Source organism: Streptomyces termitum, from assembly GCF_014650175.1.
GTDB classification, from domain to species: domain Bacteria; phylum Actinomycetota; class Actinomycetes; order Streptomycetales; family Streptomycetaceae; genus Streptomyces; species Streptomyces termitum.
In genome coordinates, this window is sequence record NZ_BMUL01000001.1 from 645,214 (window position 1) to 668,584 (window position 23,371).

The following is a 23,371-nucleotide window of genomic DNA, read 5'->3' on the forward strand; positions in this document are numbered from 1 at the left end:
TGAACTTTTTCTGATCAACGGGCAGTTGATCACCAGATGGGCCTACGCTTCAAAGGGTGAACCAGTTGAAGTCCCGTGAGCCCGGATCCGTCGACCTGCCCGGAACACTGTCCTCCGCCCTGCGCGCCGAACTGATCGCGTTCCGCAGGGACTTGCACATGCACCCCGAGTTGGGGAACCAGGAGTTCCGCACCACCGCGGCGCTCAAGGCCCGCCTGGAGGCGGCCGGCCTCGCGCCACGGGTCCTCCCGGGCGGCACCGGACTCATCTGTGACATCGGCACCTGGGACGGCGGGCGCCCCATGCTCGCCATCCGCGCCGACCTGGACGCCCTGCCCATCCCGGACGTGAAGACCGTCGCGTACCGCTCCACCGTGCCCAACCGCGCCCACGCCTGCGGCCACGACGTGCACACCACCACCGTCCTCGGCGCCGGCCTGGTGCTGGCCGGGATGGAGCGCGAGGGGCTGCTGCCGCGCCCGGTCCGGCTGCTCTTCCAGCCCGCCGAGGAGGTGCTGCCCGGCGGCGCCGCCGACGCGGTCGCGGCGGGCGTCCTCGACGGCGTCGGCCGGATCATCGCCGTGCACTGCGACCCGAAGGTGGACGCCGGGAAGATCGGCCTGCGGGTCGGCCCGATCACCTCGGCCTGCGACCGCCTGGAGGTCACCCTCGACGGCCCCGGCGGCCACACCGCCCGCCCGCACCTCACCACCGACCTGGTGACCGCCGCCGCCCGGGTCGCGACCGACGTGCCCGCGGTGCTCGCCCGCCGGGTGGACGCCCGCTCGGGCCTCTCGCTCACCTGGGGCCGGATCGAGGCCGGGCACGCGCCCAACGTGATCCCGCAGCACGCCGAGCTCTCCGGCACGGTCCGCTGCCTGGACCTGCCGGCCTGGCGCGACGCCCCGGACCTGGTGCACGCGGCGGTGGACGAGGTCGCCGCCCTGCACCGGGCGAAGTCGACGGTGAACTACGTGCGCGGCGTCCCGCCGGTCGTGAACGACGCGGTGATCGCGGAGCTGCTGCGGGACGCGATGATCGCCCGGCGCGGGTTCGACGCGGTCGAGGACACCGAGCAGAGCCTCGGCGGCGAGGACTTCTCCTGGTACCTGGAGCACGTGCCCGGCGCGATGGCCCGGCTCGGCGTCCGCACCCCCGGCGACCCCCGGGTCCGCGACCTGCACGCGGGCGATTTCGACGTGGACGAGGACGCCATCGAGACCGCCGTGGAGCTCTTCACGGCCGCCGCGGTGATCGACGCCACGCCGAAGGGCTGAGCCCGCACCGGATTGGCTTGAAATCGGGGCGAACTCTCTCAAATAAAGTACGACCTTATGGCCGGACGGTGTGATCAGCCGTCCGGCCCAGTCGTCCGGCGCGGCGCCGGGAAAACCCTTCCGGGCCCTTGTCCCAGACGGTATAACCGGCAGTACCGGGCCGAACGCCCCCGGTCGCCTCCCCCCGGGCCGGTTCGCGACGATCCGATAACGACTCATGAACGGGTCTTTAACTGACATCTACGCGCGTTACGATCGCGGCGAAACCAGCGCCGGAAGAGGCGCTTTCGGTCAGTCTCGAAGGGACCCTCCTCTTGCGCCGGATCACCAGGATCACCACCGTGGGCATCGCCTCCGCGGCGCTCGCGCTCTCCGCCACCGCCTGTGGCAAGAACTCCTCGGACAGCGGCTCCGGCTCCTCGGACTCGAAGGCGACCAAGGCCGCCATCGCGTACGACATCGGCGGCCGCGGCGACCAGTCCTTCAACGACGCCGCCTACGCGGGTCTGAAGAAGGCCGAGGACGAGCTCAAGGTCAAGGGCGCCGAGGCCGAGCCGTCGGCCGGCGAGGGCGACGCCGACAAGGTCCAGCGCCTCACCTCGCTGGCCCGCGCCGGCAACAACCCGGTCATCGGCGTCGGCTTCGCCTACGCCCCGGCCATCGAGAAGGTCGCCAAGCAGTTCCCGAAGACCACCTTCGGCATCATCGACGACACCTCGGTCACCGGCGAGAACATCGCCAACCTCGTCTTCAACGAGGAGCAGGGCTCCTACCTGGCCGGCGTCGCCGCCGCCAAGGCGTCCAAGACCGGCACCGTCGGCTTCATCGGCGGCGTCGAGGTCCCGCTGATCAAGAAGTTCGAGGCGGGCTACGTCCAGGGCGTCAAGGACACCAACCCCAAGGCGAAGGTGCTCACCCAGTACCTGACCCAGCCGCCGAACTTCGACGGTTTCGCCAAGCCCGACCTCGGCAAGGCCGCCGCCCAGGGCCAGCTCGACAAGGGCGCCGACGTGGTCTACGCCGCCGCCGGTCTGGCCGGTTCCGGTGCCATCGAGGCCGCCTCCAAGGCCGGCAAGTGGTCCATCGGCGTCGACTCCGACCAGTACAACCAGGCCGGTCTGAAGGCGTACAAGGACTCCATCCTGACCTCGGTCACCAAGGACGTCTCGGACTCCGTCTTCAACCTGATCAAGTCGGTCCAGGACGGCAAGCCGCAGACCGGTGAGATCCGCTACGGCCTCGCCACGGACGGTGTCGGCCTGGCCGACTCCAACCCGAAGTACAAGGCGATGACCGACCTGATCGCCGCGGTCGACAAGGCGAAGAAGGACATCGTCGACGGCAAGATCACGGTCAAGACCGCTCCGTAAGGAAGCGCAGGTCACGACCTGTCGCCGCGGGCCCGGCCCCGGTGGGACACCCACCGGACCGGGCCCCGGCCCCATTCCCGTACGGGTTTTCACTTTTTCGGCAGCGCTACGCGTGTAGATGTCGCACCGGCACGATAACTTCGCCCCGCCCTGCCCTCCGCTCCCACTCCTTCCGGCCAAGGAGAGTGCGTCATCAACGCGTCCAGCCCCCCGGCCGTGGAACTCCACGGCATCACCAAGCGCTTCCCCGGCGTCGTCGCCAACCGGGACATCGCGATCACCGTCCGCAAGGGCACGGTTCACGCCCTCATCGGTGAGAACGGTGCCGGCAAGTCGACCCTCATGAAGATCCTCTACGGCATGCAGAAGCCGGACGAGGGCACCATCGCCATCGACGGGGAGCAGGTCGCCTTCTCCACGCCCGGCGACGCCATCGCGCGCGGCATCGGCATGGTGCACCAGCACTTCATGCTCGCCGACAACCTCACCGTCCTGGAGAACGTCGTCCTCGGCGGCGAGAAGCTCCACGGCATCGGCGCCAAGGCCCGCAAGAAGATCCTGGAGATCTCCGACGCGTACGGCCTCGGGGTCCGCCCCGACGCCCTCGTCGAGGACCTCGGCGTCGCCGACCGCCAGCGCGTCGAGATCCTCAAGGTCCTCTACCGCGGCGCCCGGATCCTCATCCTCGACGAGCCCACCGCCGTCCTCGTCCCGCAGGAGGTCGACGCGCTCTTCGACAACCTCCGCGAGCTCAAGGCCGAGGGCCTCACCGTCATCTTCATCTCGCACAAGCTGGGCGAGGTCCTGAAGGTCGCCGACGACATCACCGTCATCCGGCGCGGCACCACCGTCGGCACCGCCGACCCGAGGACCGCCACCACCAAGCAGCTCGCCGAGCTGATGGTCGGCAGCGAGCTGCCCTCCCCGGAGACCCGCGAGTCGACCGTCACCGACGTGCCGATGCTCCAGGTCGAGGGGCTGACCCTGCTGGAGACCGGCATCACCGCCGTCCCCCAGGTGTCCGCCGCCCGGGTCGTCTCGCCCAGCGACACGTACGTGCACGAAAGCGCCGAGGTCGGCCGCAAGCTCCTCGACGACGTCTCGCTCACCATCCACAAGGGCGAGATCCTCGGCATCGCGGGCGTCGAGGGCAACGGCCAGACCGAGCTGATCGAAGCCCTCATGGGCATGGTCTCGCCCGACGCGGGCGTCATCCGCCTCGACGGCGCGGACCTCTCCGCCGTCCCGGTGCGCAAGCGCCGCGAGGGCGGCATCGGCTACATCCCCGAGGACCGCCACCGGCACGGCCTGCTCCTGGAGGCCCCCCTCTGGGAGAACCGCATCCTCGGCCACGTCACCGAGGCCCCCAACTCCAAGCGCGGCATCCTCGACCTGAAGGCCGCCCGCCAGGACACCGAGCGGATCGTGCGCGAGTACGACGTCCGCACCCCGGGCATCGACGTGACCGCGGCCTCCCTCTCCGGCGGCAACCAGCAGAAGCTGATCGTCGGCCGCGAGATGAGCCACAACCCCAAGTTCCTGATCGCCGCCCACCCCACCCGCGGCGTGGACGTCGGCGCGCAGGCGCAGATCTGGGACGCGATCCGCGACGCCCGCCGCGAGGGCCTGGCCGTCCTGCTGATCTCGGCCGACCTCGACGAGCTGATCGGCCTCTCCGACACCCTCCGGGTCATGTACCGCGGCAAGCTCGTCGCGGACGCGGACCCCGCCACCATCACGCCCGAGCAGCTCGGCTCCGCCATGACCGGTGCGGCCTCCGGCCACCTCGAAGGCGGCGAGCAGGCCGAGCAGTCCGCGCAGCCCGAGCAGTCCGAAGACGGTGACGCCCGATGAAGAAATTCGACAAGGACAAGCTGATCATCGGGGCCGCGGGCCCGGTGCTCGCGCTGGTCTCCTCGTTCGTGCTCACCATGCTGGTGCTGCTCGCCACGGGCCTCGACCCGATCGAGCCGATCCGGCTGATGATCGAGAACGCCGGGTACTCGGACATCCAGGTCCTGATCGTCAACCAGACCGGGATCTACTACCTGGCCGCCCTGGGCGTCGCCCTCGGCTTCCGGATGAACCTCTTCAACATCGGCGTCGACGGCCAGTACCGCCTCGCGGCGATGGTCTCGGCCGTGGTCGGCGCCTCGGTGGAGCTGCCCGGCCCGCTGCACATCCTGCTGATCGTGCTCGTCGCGATGCTCACCGGCGCCTTCTGGGCCGGCATCGCGGGCATCCTGAAGACCAGCCGGGGCGTCTCCGAGGTCGTCTCGACGATCATGCTGAACGCCATCGCGACCTCCCTGATCGCCTGGCTGATCCTGCCGAAGAACCTCGGCGTCCAGCCCGCGGGCTCCAACGACCTGACCACCGGCAAGATCGCCGAGTCCGGCTGGTTCCCCGGCATCGACATGGGCCAGGGCAACGGCGAGATCTACGGCTTCACCTTCGTCGCCCTCGCCCTCGGCGTCGTCTACTGGTTCGCCCTCAACCGCACCCGCTTCGGCTTCGACCTGCGCGCCACCGGCGAGAGCGAGTCGGCGGCCCAGGCCAGCGGCGTGGACGCCAAGAAGATGATCCTCACCTCGATGCTGCTCTCGGGCGCGCTGGCCGGCCTCTCCGGCATGCCGACGCTGCTCGGCGACACCCACACGTACAGCCTCTCGTTCCCGGTCGGCGTCGGCTTCACCGCCATCACGATCGCGCTCCTCGGCCGGAACAACCCGGTCGGCGTCCTCTTCGCGGCCCTCCTCTTCGCGTTCCTCGACAAGGCGTCCTCGTCGCTGGACGTCGAGGGCTACCCGAAGGAGATCACGCAGATCATGCAGGGCATCATCGTGATCGCCGTGGTGGTCTCCTACGAACTCGTCCGCCGCTACGGCACCCGGCGCCAGCAGCAGAAGGTCGGCGAGGAGCTGGCCGCCGGCGGCGCCCTCAAGACCGACAAGGAGGTCTCGGCATGAGCACCGGTACCGTCGCCAAGCCGAGCGCCGCACCCCGGAAGGCCGGGCGCCGCAAGCTCACCTGGCCCTGGATCCTGCTGATCGTCGCGGCCGGCCTCGTCCTCTTCTCCCTCGTCCGCGTCGTCTCCGGCGCCGACGACCTCACCTCCGTCGGCCAGGTCTCCGGCGCGCTCCAGCTCGCCGTCCCGATCGGCCTCGCCGGTCTCGGCGGCCTGTGGTCCGAGCGCGCGGGCGTCGTCAACATCGGCCTCGAAGGCATGATGGTCCTCGGCACCTGGTTCGGCGCCTGGGCCGGCTACCAGTGGGGCCCCTGGGTGGGCGTCCTCTTCGGCCTCGTCGGCGGCGCGCTCGGCGGCCTGCTGCACGCGGTCATCACCGTCACGTTCAACGTGAACCACATCGTCTCCGGTGTGGCGATCAACATCCTGGCGGTCGGCTTCACCCAGTACCTGTCGAACTTCACCTTCGCCGAGGCCGAGGGCGGCTCCTCCAAGCAGTCCCCGCGCATCGACGAGATCACCGACATCACCGTTCCGGGGCTCTCGGACTGGCTGGCCACCCTCCAGGGCAAGCACTGGTTCCTGATCTCGGACCTCGCCGGCATCCTCGGCGGCCTGGTCACCAACCTGTCGCTGCTCACCGTCGTCGCGATCCTGCTGATCCCGGCCACCTGGTGGATCCTGTGGCGCACGGCCTTCGGCCTGCGGCTGCGCTCCTGCGGCGAGAACCCGGTCGCGGCCGAGTCCCTCGGCGTCAACGTGTACAAGTACAAGTACATCGCCGTCACCGCCTCCGGCGCCCTCGCCGGCCTCGGCGGCGCCTTCCTCGCGATCGTCGCCACCGGCATCTACCAGGAGGGCCAGACCGGCGGCCGCGGCTACATCGGTCTCGCCGCGATGATCTTCGGCAACTGGATGCCGGGCGGCATGGCCCTCGGCGCCGGCCTCTTCGGCTTCACCGACAGCCTCAAGCTGCGCGGCGGCGCCGAGAACGTCCACGCGCTGCTGCTGCTCGTCGCGGTCCTCCTCGTGATCGCCACCGTCTGGCAGCTGTACAGGAAGAAGTACGTGCCCGCCGTGATCGCCGCCGTCTTCTCGGCCGGCTTCTTCCTCTGGTACGCCCTCACCGACCAGGTCCCGAGCCAGTTCGTCGACGCCGCCCCGTACATCACCACCCTGCTCGTGCTGGCCCTGTCGGCACAGCGGCTGCGGATGCCGAAGGCGGACGGCCTGCCCTACCGGAAGGGCCAGGGCAAGTGACGGCGGAGCCCGACTGGGACCTCCTGCGGAAGGCCGCCCGCGAGGCGATGTCCCACGCGTACGCCCCGTACTCCGGCTTCCCCGTCGGCGCCGCCGCGCGCGTCGACGACGGGCGGACGGTCTCCGGGTGCAACGTGGAGAACGCCTCGTTCGGCCTCGGCCTGTGCGCCGAGTGCGGGCTGGTCTCCCAGCTCCAGGCCACCGGCGGCGGCCGGCTCACCCACTTCGTGTGCGTGGACGGCCGGGGCGAGTCCCTCGTCCCCTGCGGCCGGTGCCGGCAGCTGCTGTACGAGTTCGGCGGCCCCGACCTCGTCCTGGAGACGCCCGCCGGGTTCCTCACCCTGGCGGAGATGCTCCCGCAGGCCTTCGGCCCGGAGCACCTCGCCCCGTAACACCTCGGAGCGGCCCTTCCGGCACCATGGGAAGGGCCGCTCCTCCCGTTCCCCCCTCTATGCGCGTAGAAAGAGGCACCACGACATGGACGTCATCTCTGTCATCCGGACCAAGCGGGACAAGGGCGAGCTGAGCCCCGAGCAGATCGACTGGGTCATCGACGCCTACACCCGCGGCGCGGTCGCGGACGAGCAGATGTCGGCCCTGGCCATGGCGATCCTGCTCAACGGCATGAACCGCGACGAGATCGCCCGCTGGACGGCGGCCATGATCGCCTCCGGCGAGCGGATGAACTTCGACGCGCTCTCCCGCCCCACCGCCGACAAGCACTCCACCGGCGGCGTCGGCGACAAGATCACCCTCCCGCTCGCCCCGCTCGTCGCCGCCTGCGGCGCGGCCGTCCCGCAGCTCTCCGGCCGGGGCCTCGGCCACACCGGCGGCACCCTCGACAAGCTGGAGTCCATCCCCGGCTGGCGCGCCCTGCTCTCCAACGAGGAGATGCTGCACGTCCTCGACACCACCGGCGCCGTCATCTGCGCGGCGGGCGACGGCCTGGCCCCCGCCGACAAGAAGCTGTACGCGCTCCGCGACGTCACCGGCACCGTCGAGGCCATCCCGCTGATCGCCTCCTCGATCATGTCGAAGAAGATCGCCGAGGGCACCGGCTCCCTCGTCCTCGACGTCAAGGTCGGCACCGGCGCCTTCATGAAGACCATCGAGGACGCCCGCGAGCTGGCCTCCACCATGGTCGCGCTCGGCACCGACAGCGGTGTGAAGACCGTCGCGCTGCTCACCGACATGTCCACTCCGCTCGGCCTCACCGCGGGCAACGCCCTGGAGGTCCGCGAGTCCGTCGAGGTCCTCGCCGGCGGCGGCCCGCAGGACGTCGTGGATCTCACCCTGGCCCTCGCCCGCGAGATGCTCGACGCGGCCGGGCTCAAGGACGCCGACCCGGCGAAGGCGCTCAAGGACGGCTCCGCGATGGACGTCTGGCGCCGCATGATCTCCGCCCAGGGCGGCGACCCGGACGCGGCCCTCCCGGTCGCCCGCGAGCGGCACGTGGTGACGGCCCCGTCCTCCGGCGTCCTCACCCGCCTCGACGCCTACGACATCGGCATCGCCGCCTGGCGCCTCGGCGCGGGCCGCGCCCGCAAGGAGGACCCGGTGCAGGCCGGCGCGGGCGTCGAACTGCACGCCCGCCCCGGCGACACGGTCACCGCCGGGCAGCCGCTGCTCACCCTGCACACGGACACCCCGGAGAAGTTCGACTACGCCCTCGGCTCCCTGACGTCCGCCTGGGACATCGCCCCCGAGGGCACGGACTTCAAGGCGACCCCGATCGTCCTGGACCGCATCGCGTAACAGCACCTCTGGCATGTGCCGCTGACACCTTCGGGTGAACGGGACCGGTGGACCCCCGCCGGTCCCGTTCGGCATGCTGGGATCGGTGACGACCGAATGAGGAGCACACCATGAGCGCACTCGCTGCCGAGCCCCACCCCGACGCGGGCAACGGCTGGGAGGACCTGGTCCGTCGCTGGGAGTCGATGGACTGGCCCGAGGGCTGCAAGGTGGAGATCATCGAGGGGATCATCACCGTGGCACCGTCACCCGCCAACCAGCACAACGGCATCGCGGAGGAGATCCAGCGCAGGCTGTACCGGGTGATCCCGGAGGACTGGGGCATCTACCAGACCCAGGCCGTCGCCATCCCCGCGAGGGCGGGCATGTACGTCCCCGATCTACTGGTCGCGCCCAAGGCGGCGCTGCGGGAGTCCAGCGGCCACTTCATCCCGGCGGCGGAGGCGGAGCTGGTCGTGGAGATCACCTCGCGGTCGAACGCGAACCACGACCGGATCGCGAAGGCCGCCGGCTACGCCACGGCCGGTGTGCCGCTCTACCTCCTGGTCGACCGCTGGGCGCCGGGCGGGCCGACGGTCACGCTCTACGGACAGCCCGCCTCCGACGTCTACCGGGTCCTGCGCGCCGTCCCGTTCGGCGAGAAGATCCACCTCCCCGCCCCGTTCGACCTGACCCTCGACACCGCCGAGTTCCCCTCCGCCTGAGCCCGCCGCGATGAGTTCCGGCCCTCGGGCCGGTCACCCCCTCGTGGACACCAGCCGACCCCTCGTCATGGCCCTGCCTGCCGCGCCCACCCGTGAGGAGGTCGCCCGGCTCTGTGCCGAGCTGGCCGCCGCCCCGCCGGGGGACGTGCGCTGCCGGGTCGACGCGGCGGCGGACGGGCTCGCCGCCGTCGACGCCCTGGCCCGGCTGGCGCTCGCCGCCCGCCGGGCGGGCCACCGGCTGACCTTCCACGGAGCGGGACCCGGCCTCACGGCCCTGCTCCGCCTCACCGGCCTCGATCAGGTGCTCTAGCCGTCCAGCCGCTCCGGCAGGTCGAAGAGGGGGAACCAGCGCGGGGTGTCCAGGAAGAAGTCCATCCCGGCCACCTTCCCGTCCCGCAGCTCCAGCACGATGAGCGCCCAGGGGCTGTAGCCGCCCTCCGGGTCCGGGTGGTAGTGGGCGAAGGCCGGCGCGCCGTTGGCGACGGTCGGGACCAGCTTCGAGCCGCGGCACACGTCGCCGACGCCGAGCATCCAGCCGACGATGTTCTCGTGGCCCTGGAGCCACAGGTCGAACGGCGGCATGGTCATGGTCGCGTCCTCGTGGAGGAGCGCGGTCAGCGCCTGCATGTCGTAGCCCTCGAAGGCCGCCACGTACCGCTCCAGGAGCGCCTGCTGCTCCTCGTCCAGCGGGTTCGCCGCGTCGGACTCGGCGGGGGCCTGCTCGGCGATGGTCGCGCGGGCCCGCTGGAGCGCGCTGTTCACCGACGCGACGGTGGTGTCGAGGAGTTCGGCGACCTCGGCGGCCTTCCACGCGAGGACCTCGCGCAGGATGAGCACCGCGCGCTGCTTCGGCGCCAGGTGCTGGAGCGCGGCCACGAAGGCGAGCCGCACGGTCTCCCGGTGCAGCGCGGCCTCGGCCGGGTCGCCGGCGGTCGGCATCACGCGCCCGTCCGGGATCGGCTCCAGCCAGGTGATCTCCGGCTGCTTGACGAGCTGCGCCTGCGCGACGGGCGTCGGGCCGGACAGGTCCATCGGCCGGGCCCGCTTGTTGCCCGCGTTGAGCGCGTCGAGGCAGACGTTGGTGGCGATCCGGTAGAGCCAGGACCGCAGCGACGAGCGTCCCTCGAAGGAGTCGATCGCCTTCCAGGCCCGCACCATCGTGTCCTGTACCGCGTCCTCCGCCTCGAAGGAGGAACCGAGCATCCGGTAGCAGTAACCGGTCAGCTCCCTGCGGTACTTGTCGAGTTCCTCGGTCGTCGCCGTCGCGGCTTCGCTCATCGGGTCACACCCCACTCACCCCTCACCGGCACCGGTCGGTGCCGGTGAGAGCGAAGCTACCGCAGCGCACTGACAGCCGGGGTCAGGTTCCCGGCTTGCGCCCGTACACGTAGACCTCGTCGCCGTTGCGCAGGAGGTTCCAGTACGCCTTGGCGTCGGCGGGGCGCATGTTGACGCAGCCGGCCGAGCCGGGCGGGTTCCACATGGACTTGGTGACCGAGTGGAAGGCCTGGCCGCCGTCGAAGAACTGGGCGTACGGCATCGACACGTTGTAGAGCGTCGACCAGTGGTTGATGTTCCGCCAGTAGACCTTCTTGAGGCCGGTACGGGTCTCGGTGCCGTCCTTGCCGGTGCGCACCGGCACCGGGCCGTACTTCAGCTTGGCGCCGTCCTGGATCCAGGACAGCTGGCGGGTGAGGTCCACGCAGGCGATCCGGCCCTTGTTGGTCGGGCACGTGCCGGCCTTGTTCGGGGTGGTCCCGGCGGCCTTCTGCTGGAGCATCGTGTTCATCGTCTGCCAGGTCAGCGGGCCCGCGTACCCCATGGTCGGGGTGATGCCGTGGGTGCGCTGGAACTTCTGGATCGCGGTGCAGTCGGCGGCCGACTGGCGCCCGTCGACCGGGCGGCCGAGGAACTTCTCGACCTGCTTCTGGTACGGCCCCGTCGTCACGTTGCACGAGGCGGCCTGGGCCGGCGCGGCGCCGAGCACGACCGTCACCGGCACCAGGAGCGAGGTGAGGCCGGCGGCTATGCCCGCCCGCTTCCCCGCACGGCGCGTGAATCCGTTCATGATCTTCAACTCCCCCTAGAGTCCTGTCTCCTGGGACGTCCGCGGAAGTATGTCAGTTGCGCCCGGACCGAGGATGTGACCGTACGGTCATATGCCCGTTCTCAGGCCGTCACCGGGAGCGGCCGCCGCGCCGCCACGCGCGCGCTGTGCGTCCCGTACAGGGTGATCGAGACGACGCCCGCGACCGCGACCAGGCCGATTCCGACCGTCCCGCCCCAGCCGCCCGCGTGGAAGGCGACCGCGCCCAGCGTGCCGCCCGCGCTGGAGCCCAGGTAGTACGCCGACTGGTAGAGCGCCGACGCCTGCGCCCGGCCCGTCTTCGCGGTCCGGCTCACCGACGACGACGCCACCGCGTGGCCCGCGAAGAAGCCGGCCGTGATGAGGACCAGGCCCGCCAGGACCGCGGCCAGCGACTCGCCGAGCGAGAGCAGCAGACCGGCGGCGGTGGTGGAGACCGCCAGGTAGAGCGCCCCGCGCCGGCCCATCCGGCCGACCAGCCGGCCGGCCGCCGCCGAGGAGGCCGTACCGACCAGGTAGACGAGGAAGACCGAGCCGACCACACCGGGCGGCAGCGAGAACGGCGCCTCGGCCAGCCGGTAGCCGATCACCGTGTACACCGCGCCGAAGACCGTCATGAACAGCGCGCCGATCCCGTACAGCCGCAGCAGCAGCGGGTCCGCCAGGTGCGCCCGCACCGTCCCGGCCAGCGCCCTCGGGTCGAGGGTGCCGGGGGTGAAGTGCCGGGCCTTCGGCAGCAGTGCCCGGAAGGCCAGCGCGCACAGCAGCGACGTCACGCCGACGGCGGCCAGACCGGCCCGCCAGCCCCACAGCTGCGCCACCCAGCCGGTGACGATCCGGCCGCTCATGCCGCCGATCGAATTGCCCGCGACGAAGAGGCCGATGGCGCCGATCAGCGCCCGGGGCCGCACCTCCTCGGCCAGGTACGCCATCGCCGAGGCCGGCAGTCCGGCCAGCGCCGCGCCCTGCACCGCCCGCAGCGCGATCAGGACCTCCAGGTTCGGCGCGAACGGCACGAGCAGCGCCACGCCGACCGCGACCGCGAGGGAGCCGGTCATCATCGCGCGCCGCCCGAAGCGCTCCGACAGCGCGCTGAGCGGCAGCACGCACAGGGCGAGCGCGCCGGTCGCGGCGGAGACGGTCCAGGAGGCGGCCGAGGCGGTGGCGCCGAACTCGGCGGAGATCGCCGGGAGGAGGGCCTGGGTGGAGTAGAGGAGCGCGAAGGCGGCGAGGCCGGCGGCGAAGAGGGCGAGGCTCATCCGGCGGTGGCCGGGGGCGCCCGGGGCGAGGCGGGTGTCGGCGGACGCGAGGGTGGCGTCCGCCTTGGTACTGGCGGAAGGCATGCCACGAACGTAGGACGACCCGTTTCATGCGTCCAATGCATGGAACTGCTGTAATCGTTCCCATGGTGCATGAGTACAGGTCACAGCCTCGCCTGTCACCGAACAGTAACGAAGAAGACATGGGATCGCTGCTGGCGCCCCGGCTCGCCTACTTCGCCGCGGTCGCCCGCCACGAGCACGTCACCCGGGCCGCCGCCGAACTGGGCGTCCCCCAGTCGACGCTCTCGCGCGCCATGGTCCGGCTGGAGGACGACCTCGGGGTGGCCCTCTTCGCCCGCCGGGGCCGCACCGTCTCCCTCACCCCGGCCGGCCGCCGCTTCCTCACCGCCGCCGAGCGGGCCCTCGCCGAGGTCGAGCGGGCCGCCGACACCGTACGGGCCGACGCCGACCCCGCCGCCGGCCGGGTCGCCTTCGGCTTCCTGCACACCATGGGCTCGGAGACCGTCCCGGCCCTGATCCGGGCCTTCCGCGTCGACCACCCCCGGGTCCGCTTCACCCTGGTGCAGAACTACGGCGAGGCGATGATCGAACGGCTCCGGGCCGGCGAGCTCGACCTCTGCCTCACCTCCCCGGTCCCCGACGCCCCCGACCTGGTCGGCCGCCGCCTCGACGAGCAGCGGCTGCGGCTCGTCGTCCCCGACGACCACCGCCTCGCCGGCCGCAAGCGGGTCCGGCTCGCCGAGGCCGCCGACGAGACCTTCGTGACCCTGGAACCGGGCTACGGGCTCCGCCGCATCACCGACGACCTGTGCGCCGAGGCCGGCTTCACGCCCCGGGTCGCCTTCGAGGGCGAGGAGGCCGAGACGCTGCGCGGCCTGGTCGCGGCCGGCCTCGGGGTGGCCCTGCTGCCGCCGCCCGCCGTGCCGCGCCCCGGCGTCGTGGAGCTGACCGTGACGGCGCCGCGCGCGGTCCGCGAGATCGGGGTGGCCTGGCTCGACGGCCACCCGGACACCGCCCCGGTGGCCGCCTTCAAGAAGTTCCTGCTGGGCCGCCGGGGCCATCTGCTGCCCAAGGGGGCGGCGGGGGAGTCCTCAGCGCCGGCGTGAGCCGCCGAAGCCCGCCGCCAGCGGCATCCGCAGCCCGATCGGCGGCGGCGCGGCCATCGCGTCCGTCAGCGGCCGGGCCACCGGCCGGCCGAACAGCGCGCCGAGCGCGAAGTCGGCGGCGAGCGCCCGCACCTCGGAGGCGTACTGGCGCAGCGCGTGCCCGTCGGTGTGCACCTCGAAGCGGCACGTCTCCCGGTTCGCCTTCTTGGCGCGCACCGCGTAGCGGAAGGAGAGCTCGGGGTCGGTCGCGGCGTCGTCGGTGCCGTGCACGATCAGCACCCGGCGGCCGGTGAGCTGCCGCACCGGCTCCGGCTCGGCGGCGACGTCGTCCTCCGGCAGCCAGGGCGCGAGCGCCATCACCGCGCCGACCGCCGGATGCCCGGCGGCGCGCAGCGCGGCCCGCGCGCCCATGCCGTGGCCGACGAGGCAGACCGGTACGTCGCCGTGGCGCCGCACCGCCTCGGCGATCGCCCAGGAGGCGTCCGCCGCGAGTTCCGCGTCGGCGCCGTTCCAGCCCCGTCCCCGGTAGCGGACCACCTGGGCGAGCAGCCCGTCCGCCCGTCCGGCGCGGGCCAGTGCGCGCGCCATCGGCAGCGCGGCGGCGTGCGCGCGGGCCGACGCCCGGCGGCCCGACACCGGTTCCCCGTCCGGCAGGAGCAGCACCACGCCGCCCACCGCCGTCGCGGACCGTGAAACCCCGACAGGCCGACCGAGCCGGGGTCTCCGGCCGTCGGCGGTCCCCACGAGTGCGTACTGCGCCATGACAGAACAGTCTCAGAATCGGAGGTGTACGGCAGTCGTACGCGCGGTCTCTGTTACGTATCGTCCTTCAGGCGAACTCCCGGGGCCCCTACGCGCGTTCGAAGCACTCCACCGCGCCGACCGGGACGAAGCCGCGCCGCTCGTACCAGCGGCGCGGCCAGTCGTCGGCGAGCGCGGAGAGGAAGACGGTCGCGCAGCCGGCCCCGGCGGCGAGCCGCAGCGCCGTGTCCAGGACCACCCCGGCGTGACCCTGCCGCAGGTGGGAGGCGGCCGTCACCAGGTCCTCGACCTGTGCCACCCCGGCGACCGGGTCCAGATAGAGGTCGGCCCAGGAGGCGACCTCGCCCCACTCGTCGTGGGAGGCGAGGAAGCGGACGTCGGAGGTGCCGCGCCGGCGGGCCTCGCGCCGCCCGACCAGGTCCCGGATCACCTCCTCCCCGACGTCGGGCAGGAAGCGGCGCCAGCTCTCCGCGACGGGGCCGCTCAGGGCCGGGAGGTCCACCTCGCGGGCCCCGCCGAGTTCGGGCACCGGGCCGGTGTGCCGCATGAGGAGCACGGTCGCGCGGGTGTACCCGGCCCGCTCCAGCGGCCCCGCGCAGGCCGCCGCGACGGCCGTGTCGAGGACGTAGACGGTCCGGTGGGGGAGGTGGGCGAGGAGTTCGTCGACCCGTCCGGGCAGGGCGTCCGGGTCGGTCGGGCCGTCCACGAGGACGTGGTTGTCGCCGTGCGAGAGCGCGTAGGCGTCGTTCAGCGCGGCGAAGCCGCCGGGGAAGTCGACGGTCCGGGCGGCCTGTCGGCGGGTGAAGGCGGACAGGAAGCCGTGGATGCGCCGGAGTTCAGCGGCGTCGCCGTCGCGGGTGCCGGTCGGGGAGGTGGTGCCGGGGTCGGGGCCGGTGGTGCCGGGGGCGGTGCTCATCCCGGCAGCCTAGGCGGCGGTTCCGGGACCCGCACCGGAAAAACCTGGGGGCGGCGCCGGTCCCGACGAGGCGCGTTCTACGCGCGTAGGGGCTAGAGTGCGGCAATGACGAGCCAGACAACCCACGTCCCCACCGCGGACCAGATCCGCCGTGCCCCGAAGGTGCTGCTCCACGACCACCTCGACGGCGGACTGCGCCCCGGCACGATCATCGAACTCGCCCGCGCGCAGGGCTACTCGAAGCTCCCCGAGACCGAACCCGACAAGCTGGGCGCCTGGTTCCGGGACGCCGCCGACTCCGGCTCCCTGGAGCGCTACCTGGAGACCTTCGCCCACACCTGCGCCGTCATGCAGACCCGCGAGGCGCTGGTCCGGGTCGCCGCCGAGTGCGCCGTGGACCTGGCCGAGGACGGCGTGGTCTACGCCGAGGTGCGCTACGCCCCCGAACAGCACCTGGAGGCCGGACTCACCCTCGAAGAGGTCGTCGAGGCGGTCAACGAGGGCTTCCGGGAGGGCGAGCGGCTCGCCCGCGAGGCCGGGCACCGGATCCGCGTCGGCGCCCTGCTGACCGCCATGCGGCACGCGGCCCGCGCCCTGGAGATCGCGGAGCTGGCCAACCGCTACCGGGACGACGGCGTCGTCGGCTTCGACATCGCGGGCGCCGAGGCCGGCTACCCGCCCACCCGCCACCTCGACGCCTTCGAGTACCTGAAGCGGGAGAACAACCACTTCACCATCCACGCGGGCGAGGCGTTCGGCCTGCCGTCGATCTGGCAGGCGCTCCAGTGGTGCGGCGCCGACCGGCTCGGCCACGGCGTGCGGATCATCGACGACATCGAGGTCGCCGAGGACGGCGCGGTGACCCTCGGCCGGCTGGCCGCGTACGTCCGGGACAAGCGGATCCCGCTGGAGATGTGCCCCACCTCCAACCTCCAGACCGGCGCCGCCGCCTCGTACGCCGAGCACCCCATCGGGCTGCTGCGCAAGCTGCACTTCCGGGCGACCGTGAACACGGACAACCGTCTGATGAGTGGCACCAGCATGAGCCGGGAATTCGAGCTGCTGGTCGACGCCTTCGATTACACGCTCGACGATCTCCAGTGGTTCACGGTCAATGCGATGAAATCAGCGTTCATTCCTTTCGATGAACGGCTGGCCATGATCAATGACGTGATCAAGCCCGGATATGCCGAACTGAAGTCCGAGTGGCTCTTCCGGCAGACCGTCGCGACCAGCGGGTCTTCCACTCCGGGGGAGTGAGGAAAGGGGGCGGTGGGCGCCCGGCGCGCGCGACACCGGGCGGTGTTCGGGTGATTGCGGAGCGGGGTCGGGGCGGTTAACTTGCGAAGCTGCTCGGCACATCCGGAGCCATGCATTCCGCCGTTCCGGATTTCTTTCCTGATGTCCCGAAGCTAGCCCCCAAGCCAAGGAAGATCCTCAGATGAAGCAGTCCGCCGCCAAGAAGCTCGGTGTCGCCGTCCTCGGCGCCGCATTCGCCGCTGCCGCCGCCGGCACGGCCTCCGCGGCCCCGCTCCCGGCACCGCTCGCCGGCGCCGACGCGCTGTCCACCGTGGGTCAGGTCGCCCCCCTCGGCGACGGCCTCACCCAGCTCCCCGACGGGGCCGGCGAGTCCCTCGCCGCCGGGCAGGGCGCCCTCGGCCAGGGCGTCGACCAGGGTGTGAAGACCCTCCCCGCCACCGCCGGCCAGGTCACCCAGAACGCGCCGCTCGGCGCCGCCACCGGCGCCCTCGGCGCCACCCCCCTCGGCGGCCTCCTCGGCGGCCTCCCGCTCAACGGCCTGCCGCTCGGCTGACCCGCCGCACACGCCCCAGGGGCGCGCACCCGGTCCTCCCGGGGGCGCGCCCCTGTCGTCTCCCCCGGCGGCCGGCCGCTACCAGGCGGTCTTCGCCGTCCGCGACTCGCCCGGCAGCAGCACCCACAGCGCCAGGTAGAGCAGGAACTGCGGGCCGGGCAGCAGGCACGAGACCAGGAAGATCACGCGCATCGTCAGCGCGGAGGTGCCGAAGCGCCGGGCGAGCGCCGCGCACACCCCGCCGAGCATCCTGCCTTCGCTGGGGCGGACAAGTGCGGCCATGGTGGGCTCCTTCGTCGATTCCGGAAGCCACCCCGTCGGGCTCCCGATGACTCCATGGTGCGTCCCGCCCCACCCCTTCGACATCGGACTACCGGGCGATCGGGACCCTGGGAATCCTCGGGGTACGACCCTGAGCCGTGTCGTTCCCGATGACGACCCGGCTCCGCCCCGGGTCCCGCCGGGCGGCGTCCCGCCGCCGCAGCCGCGTCCGCGCGGCCGGCACCACCAGGAGGTGCGCCAGCGCCACCCCCAGGGTGTTCAGGAGCACCGAGTCCACGTCCACGACCTGCCCCGGCACCGCCGTCTGCAACAGTTCGAGCGCCAGCGACACCAGCGCCCCCGCCGCCGTCGTCCGGATCAGCGAGGCCCATCCCGAGACCCTCAGCCGCCCCTCGCACATCGGCAGCAGCACCCCGAGCGGGGCGAGCAGCAGCAGTCCCTCGCCGATCAGCCGGGCCGCCTCGGCGGTCCCCAGCGCCAGATCGGCCCGCAGCCCCGCCAGCGGCACCGTGTTCGGCGCGGTCACCCAGGCCACGTCGCGTGGTCGCAGACCGATCCAGGCGACGCACAGCAGATGCGTGACCAGGAGCGCGAACCCCGTCACCCGGACGACCACGGCGGTGTTCCCGCCCGAACCTTGACGCTGCACGCCCCCCAAGACGTGCCGACCGGGCGGAACGGTTCCGGCCGGACCGGAAACGGAACCCCCGCTCCCGGACCGTCAGCCCGCCGGGCTCCCCTCCGGAGCCGGCGCCGCGACCGTCGGCACCGCCGTCCCCGGCCGCTCCCGCAGCTCCGCCGTGCACCGGTACCGCTTCGGCGGATACGCCCCCGGTCCCGCCAGCAGCACCGTGTGCCCGCCGGCCCCCGCCGAGCTCTCCGCGAAGGTGCACACCAACTGCGACAGCGCCTCCGGCACCAGGTCCTCCGGCTGCCGGCTCAGCCGCAGCGTCCCCTCCGGATCGCCCTTCCGGCCGCCCGCCACCGCCAGCGGAGCCCGTACCGACGTGGTGAAACCGGCCTGCCGCTCCGCCTCCGACGGGTCCGACAGCAACTGCGCGAGCAGCGCCGTCGCCGTCCGCACCGGATCGCCGCTCGCCTTGTCCTCCGGCTGCGGCGAGCGCCGGTCCACCGGCTCCAGCTGCGAGCCGCACACCAGGAACACCCGCACCGGCACCCCCGCCGCCGGACCCGAGTCCTCGGCCACCCCGCACGGCACCCGCGACGGGGCCGGGCCCGCGTCCACCGGCACCGACGTCGTCCTGATGCCGCAGCCCGCCGCCAGCAGGGCGAGCGCCGCCACCGCCACCGTACGCAGCCTCACTGGTCCACCCCTCCGTCCCGCCCGGAGCGGGCGTCCGGCTCGCCGGCGACCGCCGACGCGTCCCGGGGCAGCCGCAGCACGAACACCGCGCCGTCCACCGCCCCGTCCTCGTCCGCCGAGTTCGCGGCGGTGATCGTCCCGCCGTGGATCAGCGCGTTCTCCATGGCGATCGACAGGCCCAGCCCCGACCCCTCCGAGCGGGGCCGCTGCGCGCTCGCCTTGTAGAACCGGTCGAAGACGTGCGGCAGCACCTCCTCCGGAATGCCCGGCCCGTGGTCGCGGACCGCGATGACCAGGTCCTCCCCGTCCGGCCCCGGCTCGGTGCGGACCGCGACCCGCACCGGCGAACCGCCGTGCTTCAGCGCGTTCCCGATCAGGTTCGCCAGGATCACGTCCAGCCGGCGCGGGTCGAGCCGGCACATCAGGCCGCGCTCCGCGTCCAGGTCCACCGCGTCCAGCCACGCCCGCGCGTCGACGCACGCGGTGATCTGGTCGGCGATGTCGACGTCGTCCAGGACCAGCCGGGCGGTGCCCGCGTCGAAGCGGGTCACCTCCATCAGGTTCTCCACCAGGTCGTTCAGCCGCCGGGTCTCGCTCACCACCAGCGCCACCGCCGGCGCGATCATCGGGTCCAGCGTGTCCTGCTCGTCCTCCAGGACCTCGGTGACCGCCGTCAGCGCGGTCAGCGGGGTCCGCAGCTCGTGCGACATGTCGGCCACGAACCGCCGGGAGGACTCCTCCCGGGCGCTCATGTCCGCCACCTTCTTCTGGAGGTTCTCCGCCGCGCTGTTGAAGGTCCGCGACAGGTCGGACAGCTCGTCGGCGCCGGTCACCCGCAGCCGGGTGTCCAGCTTCCCCTCGCCGAGCTGCCGGGCCGCCTCGCCGAGCCGCCGCACCGGGCGCAGCACGGTCGTCGCCGCGACCTGCGCCATCAGCACCGAGCCGATCACCGCGAGCCCGGTCGCGATCCCCAGCGACCAGCTCAGCGAGTTCAGGTCGGCCTTCTCCGCCGCCAGCGACTTGAACATGTAACCGGCCGGCCCGCCGCCGTCGATCCGCGTCCCGCCCACCAGGTACGGCGTCCCGCCCCGCTCGGTCCGCTGCCAGAACAGGTGGTACGGGTACGGGTTGGTCTCCGTCACCGGGCGCCGCGTGTCCACCGCCTTCCGCAGCGCCGCCGGCACGTCCGCCAGCGTGAACGCGTCCGGGTCCGAGGCGCCCACGATCGGCTTGCCCGCCGCCCGCTCGCCCAGCAGCAGCACCTGGTAGTTCGCGCTGCCCGCCGCCATCTGCTCGGCGGTCCGCCGCAGGTCGTCCTGGGTCGGCCGCTGCGGCAGCGCCGCCGCCCGGTTCTGCATCTCCTGCCGGAAGTCGTTCAGCGCGCTGTCCTGGGTCCGCTTGAGCACCGCCTCGCGGTTCAGCCAGTACGCGATCCCCGACGCCGACACCGCCGCCGTCAGCGCCACCAGCGCGAACACCACGACCAGCCGCAGGCGCAGGCTGGACAGCCGCAGCCGGGCGAGCACCCCCCTGTTCTCCTTCGTCACGCAGGGACGTCCAGCCGGTAGCCGACGCCGCGCACCGTGCGGATCAGGGTCGGCGAGGACGGCACGTCCTCCACCTTCGCCCGCAGCCGCTGCACGCAGGCGTCCACCAGGCGCGAGTCGCCCAGGTAGTCGTGCTCCCACACCAGCCGCAGCAACTGCTGCCGGGACAGCGCCTGTCCGGGCCGCCGGCTCAGTTCGAGCAGCAGCCGCAGCTCGGTCGGGGTCAGCTGGAGGTCGGAGCCGTTCTTCGTCACGGTCATCGCGGCCCGGTCGATCACCAGCGAGCCGAAGGTCGCCGAGTCCGTCGACTCCCGCTCGCCGCGCCGCAGCACGGCCCGGATGCGGGCGTCGAGCACCCGGCCCTGCACCGGCTTCACCACGTAGTCGTCCGCGCCCGACTCCAGGCCCACGACCACGTCGATGTCGTCGCTGCGCGCCGTGAGCAGGATGATCGGGAGCTGGTCGGTGCGGCGGATCCGCCGGCACACCTCGAACCCGTCGATGCCGGGCAGCATCACGTCGAGCACGATCAGGTCCGGCCGCTGCTCCTTGAGCAGCAGCAGGCCGTCCTCGCCCGACGCGGCGGTCGCCACCCGGTGACCCTGCCGGGACAGGGAGAGTTCGAGGGCCGTGCGGATGGCGTCGTCGTCCTCGATCAGCAGCAGAAAAGGCACGCCCGCCATTCTGGCTCATACGCCGTCCGAGTTCGACCGCCCGGAGGCGCGCTTCCGTGACGGGCCCTGTGACACGCCTGTGACAGTCGGCGGACACCGCCATGATGTCCGCCGGGCAAGCTTCTTGGCACACGGACCGATCAACAACTCCGACCGACAGGAGGCGCGAGATGAACGCACTGCACAGCACCACCTCCAGCGCAGTCGTCACACGTCTCCACGACGTCGTGCGGAGCACCGAGAAGTCCGGCGGTGCTGGGGGAACCTCCCTGCTCGAGCGAAGCCGAGAGCTTGGGGGAGGACGGGGGTGCGTTCGGACCGTCGGACGTCAGCGCAAGGCGCCTTACATGGTCGCCGTCGCTGACGGGGGAGCGGTGTACGGGGAGGCCACGGGGGAGCGTTCCTGCTCGGAGGCCGAGTTCACGGCCTACGTGCGAGAGCGCCGGGCCTCCCTGTACGCCACCGCCTACCACCTGACCGGTGACCGGTTCGAGGCCGAGGACCTGCTCCAGAGCGCGCTGTTCTCCACGTACCGCGCCTGGGAGCGGATCAGCGACAAGGCCGCCGTCGGCGGGTACCTGCGTCGCACCATGACCAACCTGCACATCAGCGCCTGGCGCCGCCGCAAGGTCAACGAGTACCCGACCGAGGAGCTGCCGGAGACGGTCGGCGAGACGGACGCGATGCGCGGGACCGAGCTGCGCGCGGTGCTGTGGCAGGCCCTGGCCCGGCTGCCCGAGCTCCAGCGGACCATGCTGGTGCTGCGCTACTACGAGGGCCGGACCGATCCGGAGATCGCGGAGATCCTGGACATCAGTGTCGGCACGGTGAAGTCGAGCATCTGGCGCTCGCTGCGGCGACTGCGCGAGGACGAGGTGCTGAGCTTCGGCCGTGACGAGGAGGAGTCCTTCGGCGAGTTGGTCGCCTGAGGATCGGGGGAAGCACGGGGGAAGGCCCCACGGGGGAAGTACGGGGCCTGACGGGGGAACAACGGGGGAAAGAAGCGAAGCGGGTCGTACGAGTCCGGGGGGTCTCGTAGGGCCCGCTTCGTGCTGTCCGGGGGCGTGCGCCCGGGGCGTCCCCGGACGCCTCAGCGGGCGGCCGGGGTGCGGTGGCGGCCCGCCGCGGCGGCGGCCAGCCGGCCCAGGGCCTCCGGCTTGGCGCACGGGTGGGCGCCCAGGGAGGTCTGCCGGGCGACGATCGCCCGCTCGGCGCGCATCAGGCGCCAGCCCCTGCGGAGCAGGAACGGCACCGACTTGCGGCCCTCCTTGAGGTCGCGCAGCAGCCGGCGGCGGAAGGTGGTGGACGGCCGGCCGCGCAGGCAGAGCGCGTCGGCCAGCACGCCCAGTTCGCGGCAGCGGGCCACCAGCTCGGCCGCGAAGATGCCCTCCGCGACGAAGAGCGGGGTCCGGCCGATGTCGAGGCGGTCGGCGCCGGTGCGGGAGCTGCTGGCGATCGAGTAGACCGGGACGTCGGTCCGGCCCGTACGGCACAGTTCGACGATGGCGGCGACGGCCGTGTCCGCGTCCCAGGAACGCGGAGAGTCCCAGTCGACGTCGGAGGAGCCCTCGACGAGGGGCAGGGAGGGGTCGCCCGCCTCCTTGTAGAAGTCGTCGAGGCGCAGGACCGGCAGGCCGGCGGCGGCGGCGAGGTACGACTTGCCGGAGCCGGAGGGGCCCGCGAGCAGGACGACCCGGGTCGGGATCGGTTGGGGACTCACGGAACACCAGTGTGAGGCATTACCCCTTCCAGGGGACCACCGAGGGAGGGCGTTGGTATCGAGCATCACACCTCCACTACTGTCGGTGGCCGCCCGATCACCCCTGGGAAGGATCTCCATGGCGCGTCACGCCCAGCCGAAGGCCCCCCGTCTCGCCGTCCTGTGGAAGGCCGGTCTCGGTGTCACCGCCGCCGGGGCCGCCGTGCTCGGTGCCGGGGCCGCCGCCCAGGCCGCCCCGGCGGTGCCGCTGCCGGTGGACTCCCTGACCCGTACCGACGCGGCCGCGGCCGGCGAGGGCGCGCTGACCGGCGTCGCCCACGGGGTCGGCCCGCTGACCCGGCTCCAGCTCGACCCGCTGGCCAACACGGGCGTCGACCCGCTCGCCAACGGACTGGGCACCCAGGTCTCCGACTTCAAGCCGGTCGGCACGAATCTGGTCACCGACCACGTCACGAAGGGCGGCGCCGTCGCCGACCTGCCGGTGGCGGGCCCGCTGACGCAGAGCCTGCTGCCGTAGCCGGGGC

Annotated in this window: 25 protein-coding genes; 14 read left to right on the forward strand and 11 right to left on the reverse strand. The window is 72.5% G+C overall.

Going from position 1 to position 23,371, the window contains the following annotated elements; all coding sequences use genetic code 11:
- Window positions 1-56 precede the first annotated feature (56 nt).
- From IE219_RS03135 to IE219_RS03175, 9 genes are all read left to right on the forward strand, one after another.
- Window positions 57-1,277: an amidohydrolase gene (locus IE219_RS03135; protein ID WP_189974888.1), complete on the forward strand. Its 1,221-nt coding sequence runs from the start codon at window positions 57-59 to the stop codon at window positions 1,275-1,277.
- 314 nt (window positions 1,278-1,591) lie between these two features.
- Entirely contained in the window at window positions 1,592-2,647 is a 1,056-nt protein-coding gene (locus tag IE219_RS03140; protein ID WP_189974889.1) for a BMP family lipoprotein, read from the forward strand.
- A gap of 192 nt (window positions 2,648-2,839) precedes the next feature.
- Entirely contained in the window at window positions 2,840-4,501 is a 1,662-nt protein-coding gene (locus tag IE219_RS03145; RefSeq protein WP_373298750.1) for an ABC transporter ATP-binding protein, read from the forward strand.
- Window positions 4,498-5,616, forward strand: coding sequence for an ABC transporter permease (locus IE219_RS03150; protein WP_189974891.1), 1,119 nt, complete (start codon window positions 4,498-4,500; stop codon window positions 5,614-5,616). Before IE219_RS03145 ends, IE219_RS03150 begins: the two co-directional genes overlap by 4 nt.
- Window positions 5,613-6,875, forward strand: a complete 1,263-nt coding sequence (locus IE219_RS03155) for an ABC transporter permease (protein ID WP_189974892.1) — start codon at window positions 5,613-5,615, stop codon at window positions 6,873-6,875. The genes IE219_RS03150 and IE219_RS03155 overlap by 4 nt, the downstream gene beginning before the upstream one ends.
- Window positions 6,872-7,267 carry a cytidine deaminase gene (locus IE219_RS03160; protein WP_189974893.1) on the forward strand — a complete coding sequence of 132 codons (396 nt, stop codon included), beginning with the start codon at window positions 6,872-6,874 and terminating at the stop codon, window positions 7,265-7,267. Before IE219_RS03155 ends, IE219_RS03160 begins: the two co-directional genes overlap by 4 nt.
- Before the next feature lie 85 nt (window positions 7,268-7,352).
- Entirely contained in the window at window positions 7,353-8,630 is a 1,278-nt protein-coding gene (locus IE219_RS03165; protein ID WP_189974894.1) for a thymidine phosphorylase, read from the forward strand.
- A gap of 110 nt (window positions 8,631-8,740) precedes the next feature.
- Window positions 8,741-9,334, forward strand: coding sequence for a Uma2 family endonuclease (locus IE219_RS03170; protein ID WP_189974895.1), 594 nt, complete (start codon window positions 8,741-8,743; stop codon window positions 9,332-9,334).
- Window positions 9,335-9,344: 10 nt separating this feature from the next.
- Window positions 9,345-9,644, forward strand: coding sequence for an STAS domain-containing protein (locus tag IE219_RS03175; protein WP_229849550.1), 300 nt, complete (start codon window positions 9,345-9,347; stop codon window positions 9,642-9,644).
- Here the strand turns inward: IE219_RS03175 and IE219_RS03180 are convergent.
- The 3 genes from IE219_RS03180 to IE219_RS03190 form a co-directional block, all read right to left on the reverse strand.
- Window positions 9,641-10,612 (reverse strand): sigma-70 family RNA polymerase sigma factor, encoded by a 972-nt coding sequence (locus IE219_RS03180; RefSeq protein ID WP_189974896.1) that lies wholly within the window; start codon window positions 10,610-10,612, stop codon window positions 9,641-9,643. The two genes, IE219_RS03175 and IE219_RS03180, sit on opposite strands and share 4 nt — an antisense overlap.
- 82 nt (window positions 10,613-10,694) lie before the next feature.
- Window positions 10,695-11,402, reverse strand: coding sequence for a L,D-transpeptidase family protein (locus IE219_RS03185; RefSeq protein ID WP_189974897.1), 708 nt, complete (start codon window positions 11,400-11,402; stop codon window positions 10,695-10,697).
- 101 nt (window positions 11,403-11,503) lie between these two features.
- Window positions 11,504-12,763 (reverse strand): MFS transporter, encoded by a 1,260-nt coding sequence (locus IE219_RS03190; RefSeq protein ID WP_189974898.1) that lies wholly within the window; start codon window positions 12,761-12,763, stop codon window positions 11,504-11,506.
- 62 nt (window positions 12,764-12,825) lie between these two features.
- Between IE219_RS03190 and IE219_RS03195 the strand changes: the two genes are divergently transcribed.
- Window positions 12,826-13,809 carry a LysR family transcriptional regulator gene (locus tag IE219_RS03195; protein ID WP_189974899.1) on the forward strand — a complete coding sequence of 328 codons (984 nt, stop codon included), beginning with the start codon at window positions 12,826-12,828 and terminating at the stop codon, window positions 13,807-13,809.
- On the opposite strand, the gene IE219_RS03200 is transcribed toward IE219_RS03195, so the two are convergent.
- Window positions 13,795-14,571, reverse strand: coding sequence for an alpha/beta hydrolase (locus tag IE219_RS03200; protein ID WP_189974900.1), 777 nt, complete (start codon window positions 14,569-14,571; stop codon window positions 13,795-13,797). The two genes, IE219_RS03195 and IE219_RS03200, sit on opposite strands and share 15 nt — an antisense overlap.
- An 88-nt stretch (window positions 14,572-14,659) precedes the next feature.
- Window positions 14,660-15,487, reverse strand: coding sequence for a GNAT family N-acetyltransferase (locus IE219_RS03205; protein ID WP_189974901.1), 828 nt, complete (start codon window positions 15,485-15,487; stop codon window positions 14,660-14,662).
- Window positions 15,488-15,592: 105 nt separating this feature from the next.
- Between IE219_RS03205 and IE219_RS03210 the strand changes: the two genes are divergently transcribed.
- Together IE219_RS03210 and IE219_RS03215 are read left to right on the forward strand one after the other, a co-directional pair.
- Window positions 15,593-16,747, forward strand: coding sequence for an adenosine deaminase (locus IE219_RS03210; RefSeq protein WP_189974902.1), 1,155 nt, complete (start codon window positions 15,593-15,595; stop codon window positions 16,745-16,747).
- 181 nt (window positions 16,748-16,928) lie between these two features.
- Window positions 16,929-17,300, forward strand: a complete 372-nt coding sequence (locus tag IE219_RS03215) for a hypothetical protein (RefSeq protein ID WP_189974903.1) — start codon at window positions 16,929-16,931, stop codon at window positions 17,298-17,300.
- A gap of 78 nt (window positions 17,301-17,378) precedes the next feature.
- Here IE219_RS03215 and IE219_RS03220 read toward each other — a convergent pair whose 3' ends face one another.
- The 5 genes from IE219_RS03220 to afsQ1 form a co-directional block, all read right to left on the reverse strand.
- On the reverse strand, window positions 17,379-17,582 hold the full coding sequence (locus tag IE219_RS03220) for a PspC domain-containing protein (RefSeq protein WP_189974904.1): 204 nt from the start codon (window positions 17,580-17,582) through the stop codon (window positions 17,379-17,381).
- A gap of 88 nt (window positions 17,583-17,670) precedes the next feature.
- Window positions 17,671-18,231 (reverse strand): VanZ family protein, encoded by a 561-nt coding sequence (locus tag IE219_RS03225; RefSeq protein ID WP_189974905.1) that lies wholly within the window; start codon window positions 18,229-18,231, stop codon window positions 17,671-17,673.
- Window positions 18,232-18,303: 72 nt separating this feature from the next.
- Complete coding sequence (locus IE219_RS03230; protein ID WP_189974906.1) at window positions 18,304-18,906, reverse strand: hypothetical protein; 603 nt, start codon at window positions 18,904-18,906, stop codon at window positions 18,304-18,306.
- Window positions 18,903-20,453 (reverse strand): ATP-binding protein, encoded by a 1,551-nt coding sequence (locus IE219_RS03235; protein WP_189974907.1) that lies wholly within the window; start codon window positions 20,451-20,453, stop codon window positions 18,903-18,905. The genes IE219_RS03230 and IE219_RS03235 overlap by 4 nt, the downstream gene beginning before the upstream one ends.
- The gene (gene afsQ1, locus IE219_RS03240; RefSeq protein ID WP_189974908.1) at window positions 20,450-21,127 is read right to left on the reverse strand and encodes a two-component system response regulator AfsQ1; all 678 of its coding nucleotides are present in this window, start codon (window positions 21,125-21,127) and stop codon (window positions 20,450-20,452) included. Before afsQ1 ends, IE219_RS03235 begins: the two co-directional genes overlap by 4 nt.
- A 170-nt stretch (window positions 21,128-21,297) precedes the next feature.
- Here afsQ1 and IE219_RS03245 point away from each other — a divergent pair, with 170 nt between their 5' ends.
- Window positions 21,298-22,056: a SigE family RNA polymerase sigma factor gene (locus tag IE219_RS03245; RefSeq protein WP_189974909.1), complete on the forward strand. Its 759-nt coding sequence runs from the start codon at window positions 21,298-21,300 to the stop codon at window positions 22,054-22,056.
- A 161-nt stretch (window positions 22,057-22,217) separates the two neighbouring features.
- On the opposite strand, the gene IE219_RS03250 is transcribed toward IE219_RS03245, so the two are convergent.
- Window positions 22,218-22,913: a uridine kinase family protein gene (locus IE219_RS03250; protein ID WP_189974910.1), complete on the reverse strand. Its 696-nt coding sequence runs from the start codon at window positions 22,911-22,913 to the stop codon at window positions 22,218-22,220.
- Between the two features lie 52 nt (window positions 22,914-22,965).
- Here IE219_RS03250 and IE219_RS03255 point away from each other — a divergent pair, with 52 nt between their 5' ends.
- Window positions 22,966-23,364: a hypothetical protein gene (locus tag IE219_RS03255; protein ID WP_189974911.1), complete on the forward strand. Its 399-nt coding sequence runs from the start codon at window positions 22,966-22,968 to the stop codon at window positions 23,362-23,364.
- Window positions 23,365-23,371 lie beyond the last annotated feature (7 nt).

What these genes read in the sequence shown, in the direction of transcription:
- IE219_RS03150 (WP_189974891.1), top strand. Translation starts at nt 4,498, where the DNA reads ATGAAGAAATTCGACAAGGACAAGCTGATCATCGGGGCCGCGGGCCCG.
- IE219_RS03155 (WP_189974892.1), top strand. Translation starts at nt 5,613, where the DNA reads ATGAGCACCGGTACCGTCGCCAAGCCGAGCGCCGCACCCCGGAAGGCC.
- IE219_RS03165 (WP_189974894.1), top strand. Translation starts at nt 7,353, where the DNA reads ATGGACGTCATCTCTGTCATCCGGACCAAGCGGGACAAGGGCGAGCTG.
- IE219_RS03170 (WP_189974895.1), top strand. Translation starts at nt 8,741, where the DNA reads ATGAGCGCACTCGCTGCCGAGCCCCACCCCGACGCGGGCAACGGCTGG.
- IE219_RS03175 (WP_229849550.1), top strand. Translation starts at nt 9,345, where the DNA reads ATGAGTTCCGGCCCTCGGGCCGGTCACCCCCTCGTGGACACCAGCCGA.
- IE219_RS03180 (WP_189974896.1), bottom strand. Translation starts at nt 10,612, where the DNA reads ATGAGCGAAGCCGCGACGGCGACGACCGAGGAACTCGACAAGTACCGC.
- IE219_RS03185 (WP_189974897.1), bottom strand. Translation starts at nt 11,402, where the DNA reads ATGAACGGATTCACGCGCCGTGCGGGGAAGCGGGCGGGCATAGCCGCC.
- IE219_RS03190 (WP_189974898.1), bottom strand. Translation starts at nt 12,763, where the DNA reads ATGCCTTCCGCCAGTACCAAGGCGGACGCCACCCTCGCGTCCGCCGAC.
- IE219_RS03195 (WP_189974899.1), top strand. Translation starts at nt 12,826, where the DNA reads ATGGTGCATGAGTACAGGTCACAGCCTCGCCTGTCACCGAACAGTAAC.
- IE219_RS03200 (WP_189974900.1), bottom strand. Translation starts at nt 14,571, where the DNA reads ATGGCGCAGTACGCACTCGTGGGGACCGCCGACGGCCGGAGACCCCGG.
- IE219_RS03205 (WP_189974901.1), bottom strand. Translation starts at nt 15,487, where the DNA reads ATGAGCACCGCCCCCGGCACCACCGGCCCCGACCCCGGCACCACCTCC.
- IE219_RS03210 (WP_189974902.1), top strand. Translation starts at nt 15,593, where the DNA reads ATGACGAGCCAGACAACCCACGTCCCCACCGCGGACCAGATCCGCCGT.
- IE219_RS03215 (WP_189974903.1), top strand. Translation starts at nt 16,929, where the DNA reads ATGAAGCAGTCCGCCGCCAAGAAGCTCGGTGTCGCCGTCCTCGGCGCC.
- IE219_RS03220 (WP_189974904.1), bottom strand. Translation starts at nt 17,582, where the DNA reads ATGGCCGCACTTGTCCGCCCCAGCGAAGGCAGGATGCTCGGCGGGGTG.
- IE219_RS03245 (WP_189974909.1), top strand. Translation starts at nt 21,298, where the DNA reads ATGAACGCACTGCACAGCACCACCTCCAGCGCAGTCGTCACACGTCTC.
- IE219_RS03250 (WP_189974910.1), bottom strand. Translation starts at nt 22,913, where the DNA reads ATGCTCGATACCAACGCCCTCCCTCGGTGGTCCCCTGGAAGGGGTAAT.
- IE219_RS03255 (WP_189974911.1), top strand. Translation starts at nt 22,966, where the DNA reads ATGGCGCGTCACGCCCAGCCGAAGGCCCCCCGTCTCGCCGTCCTGTGG.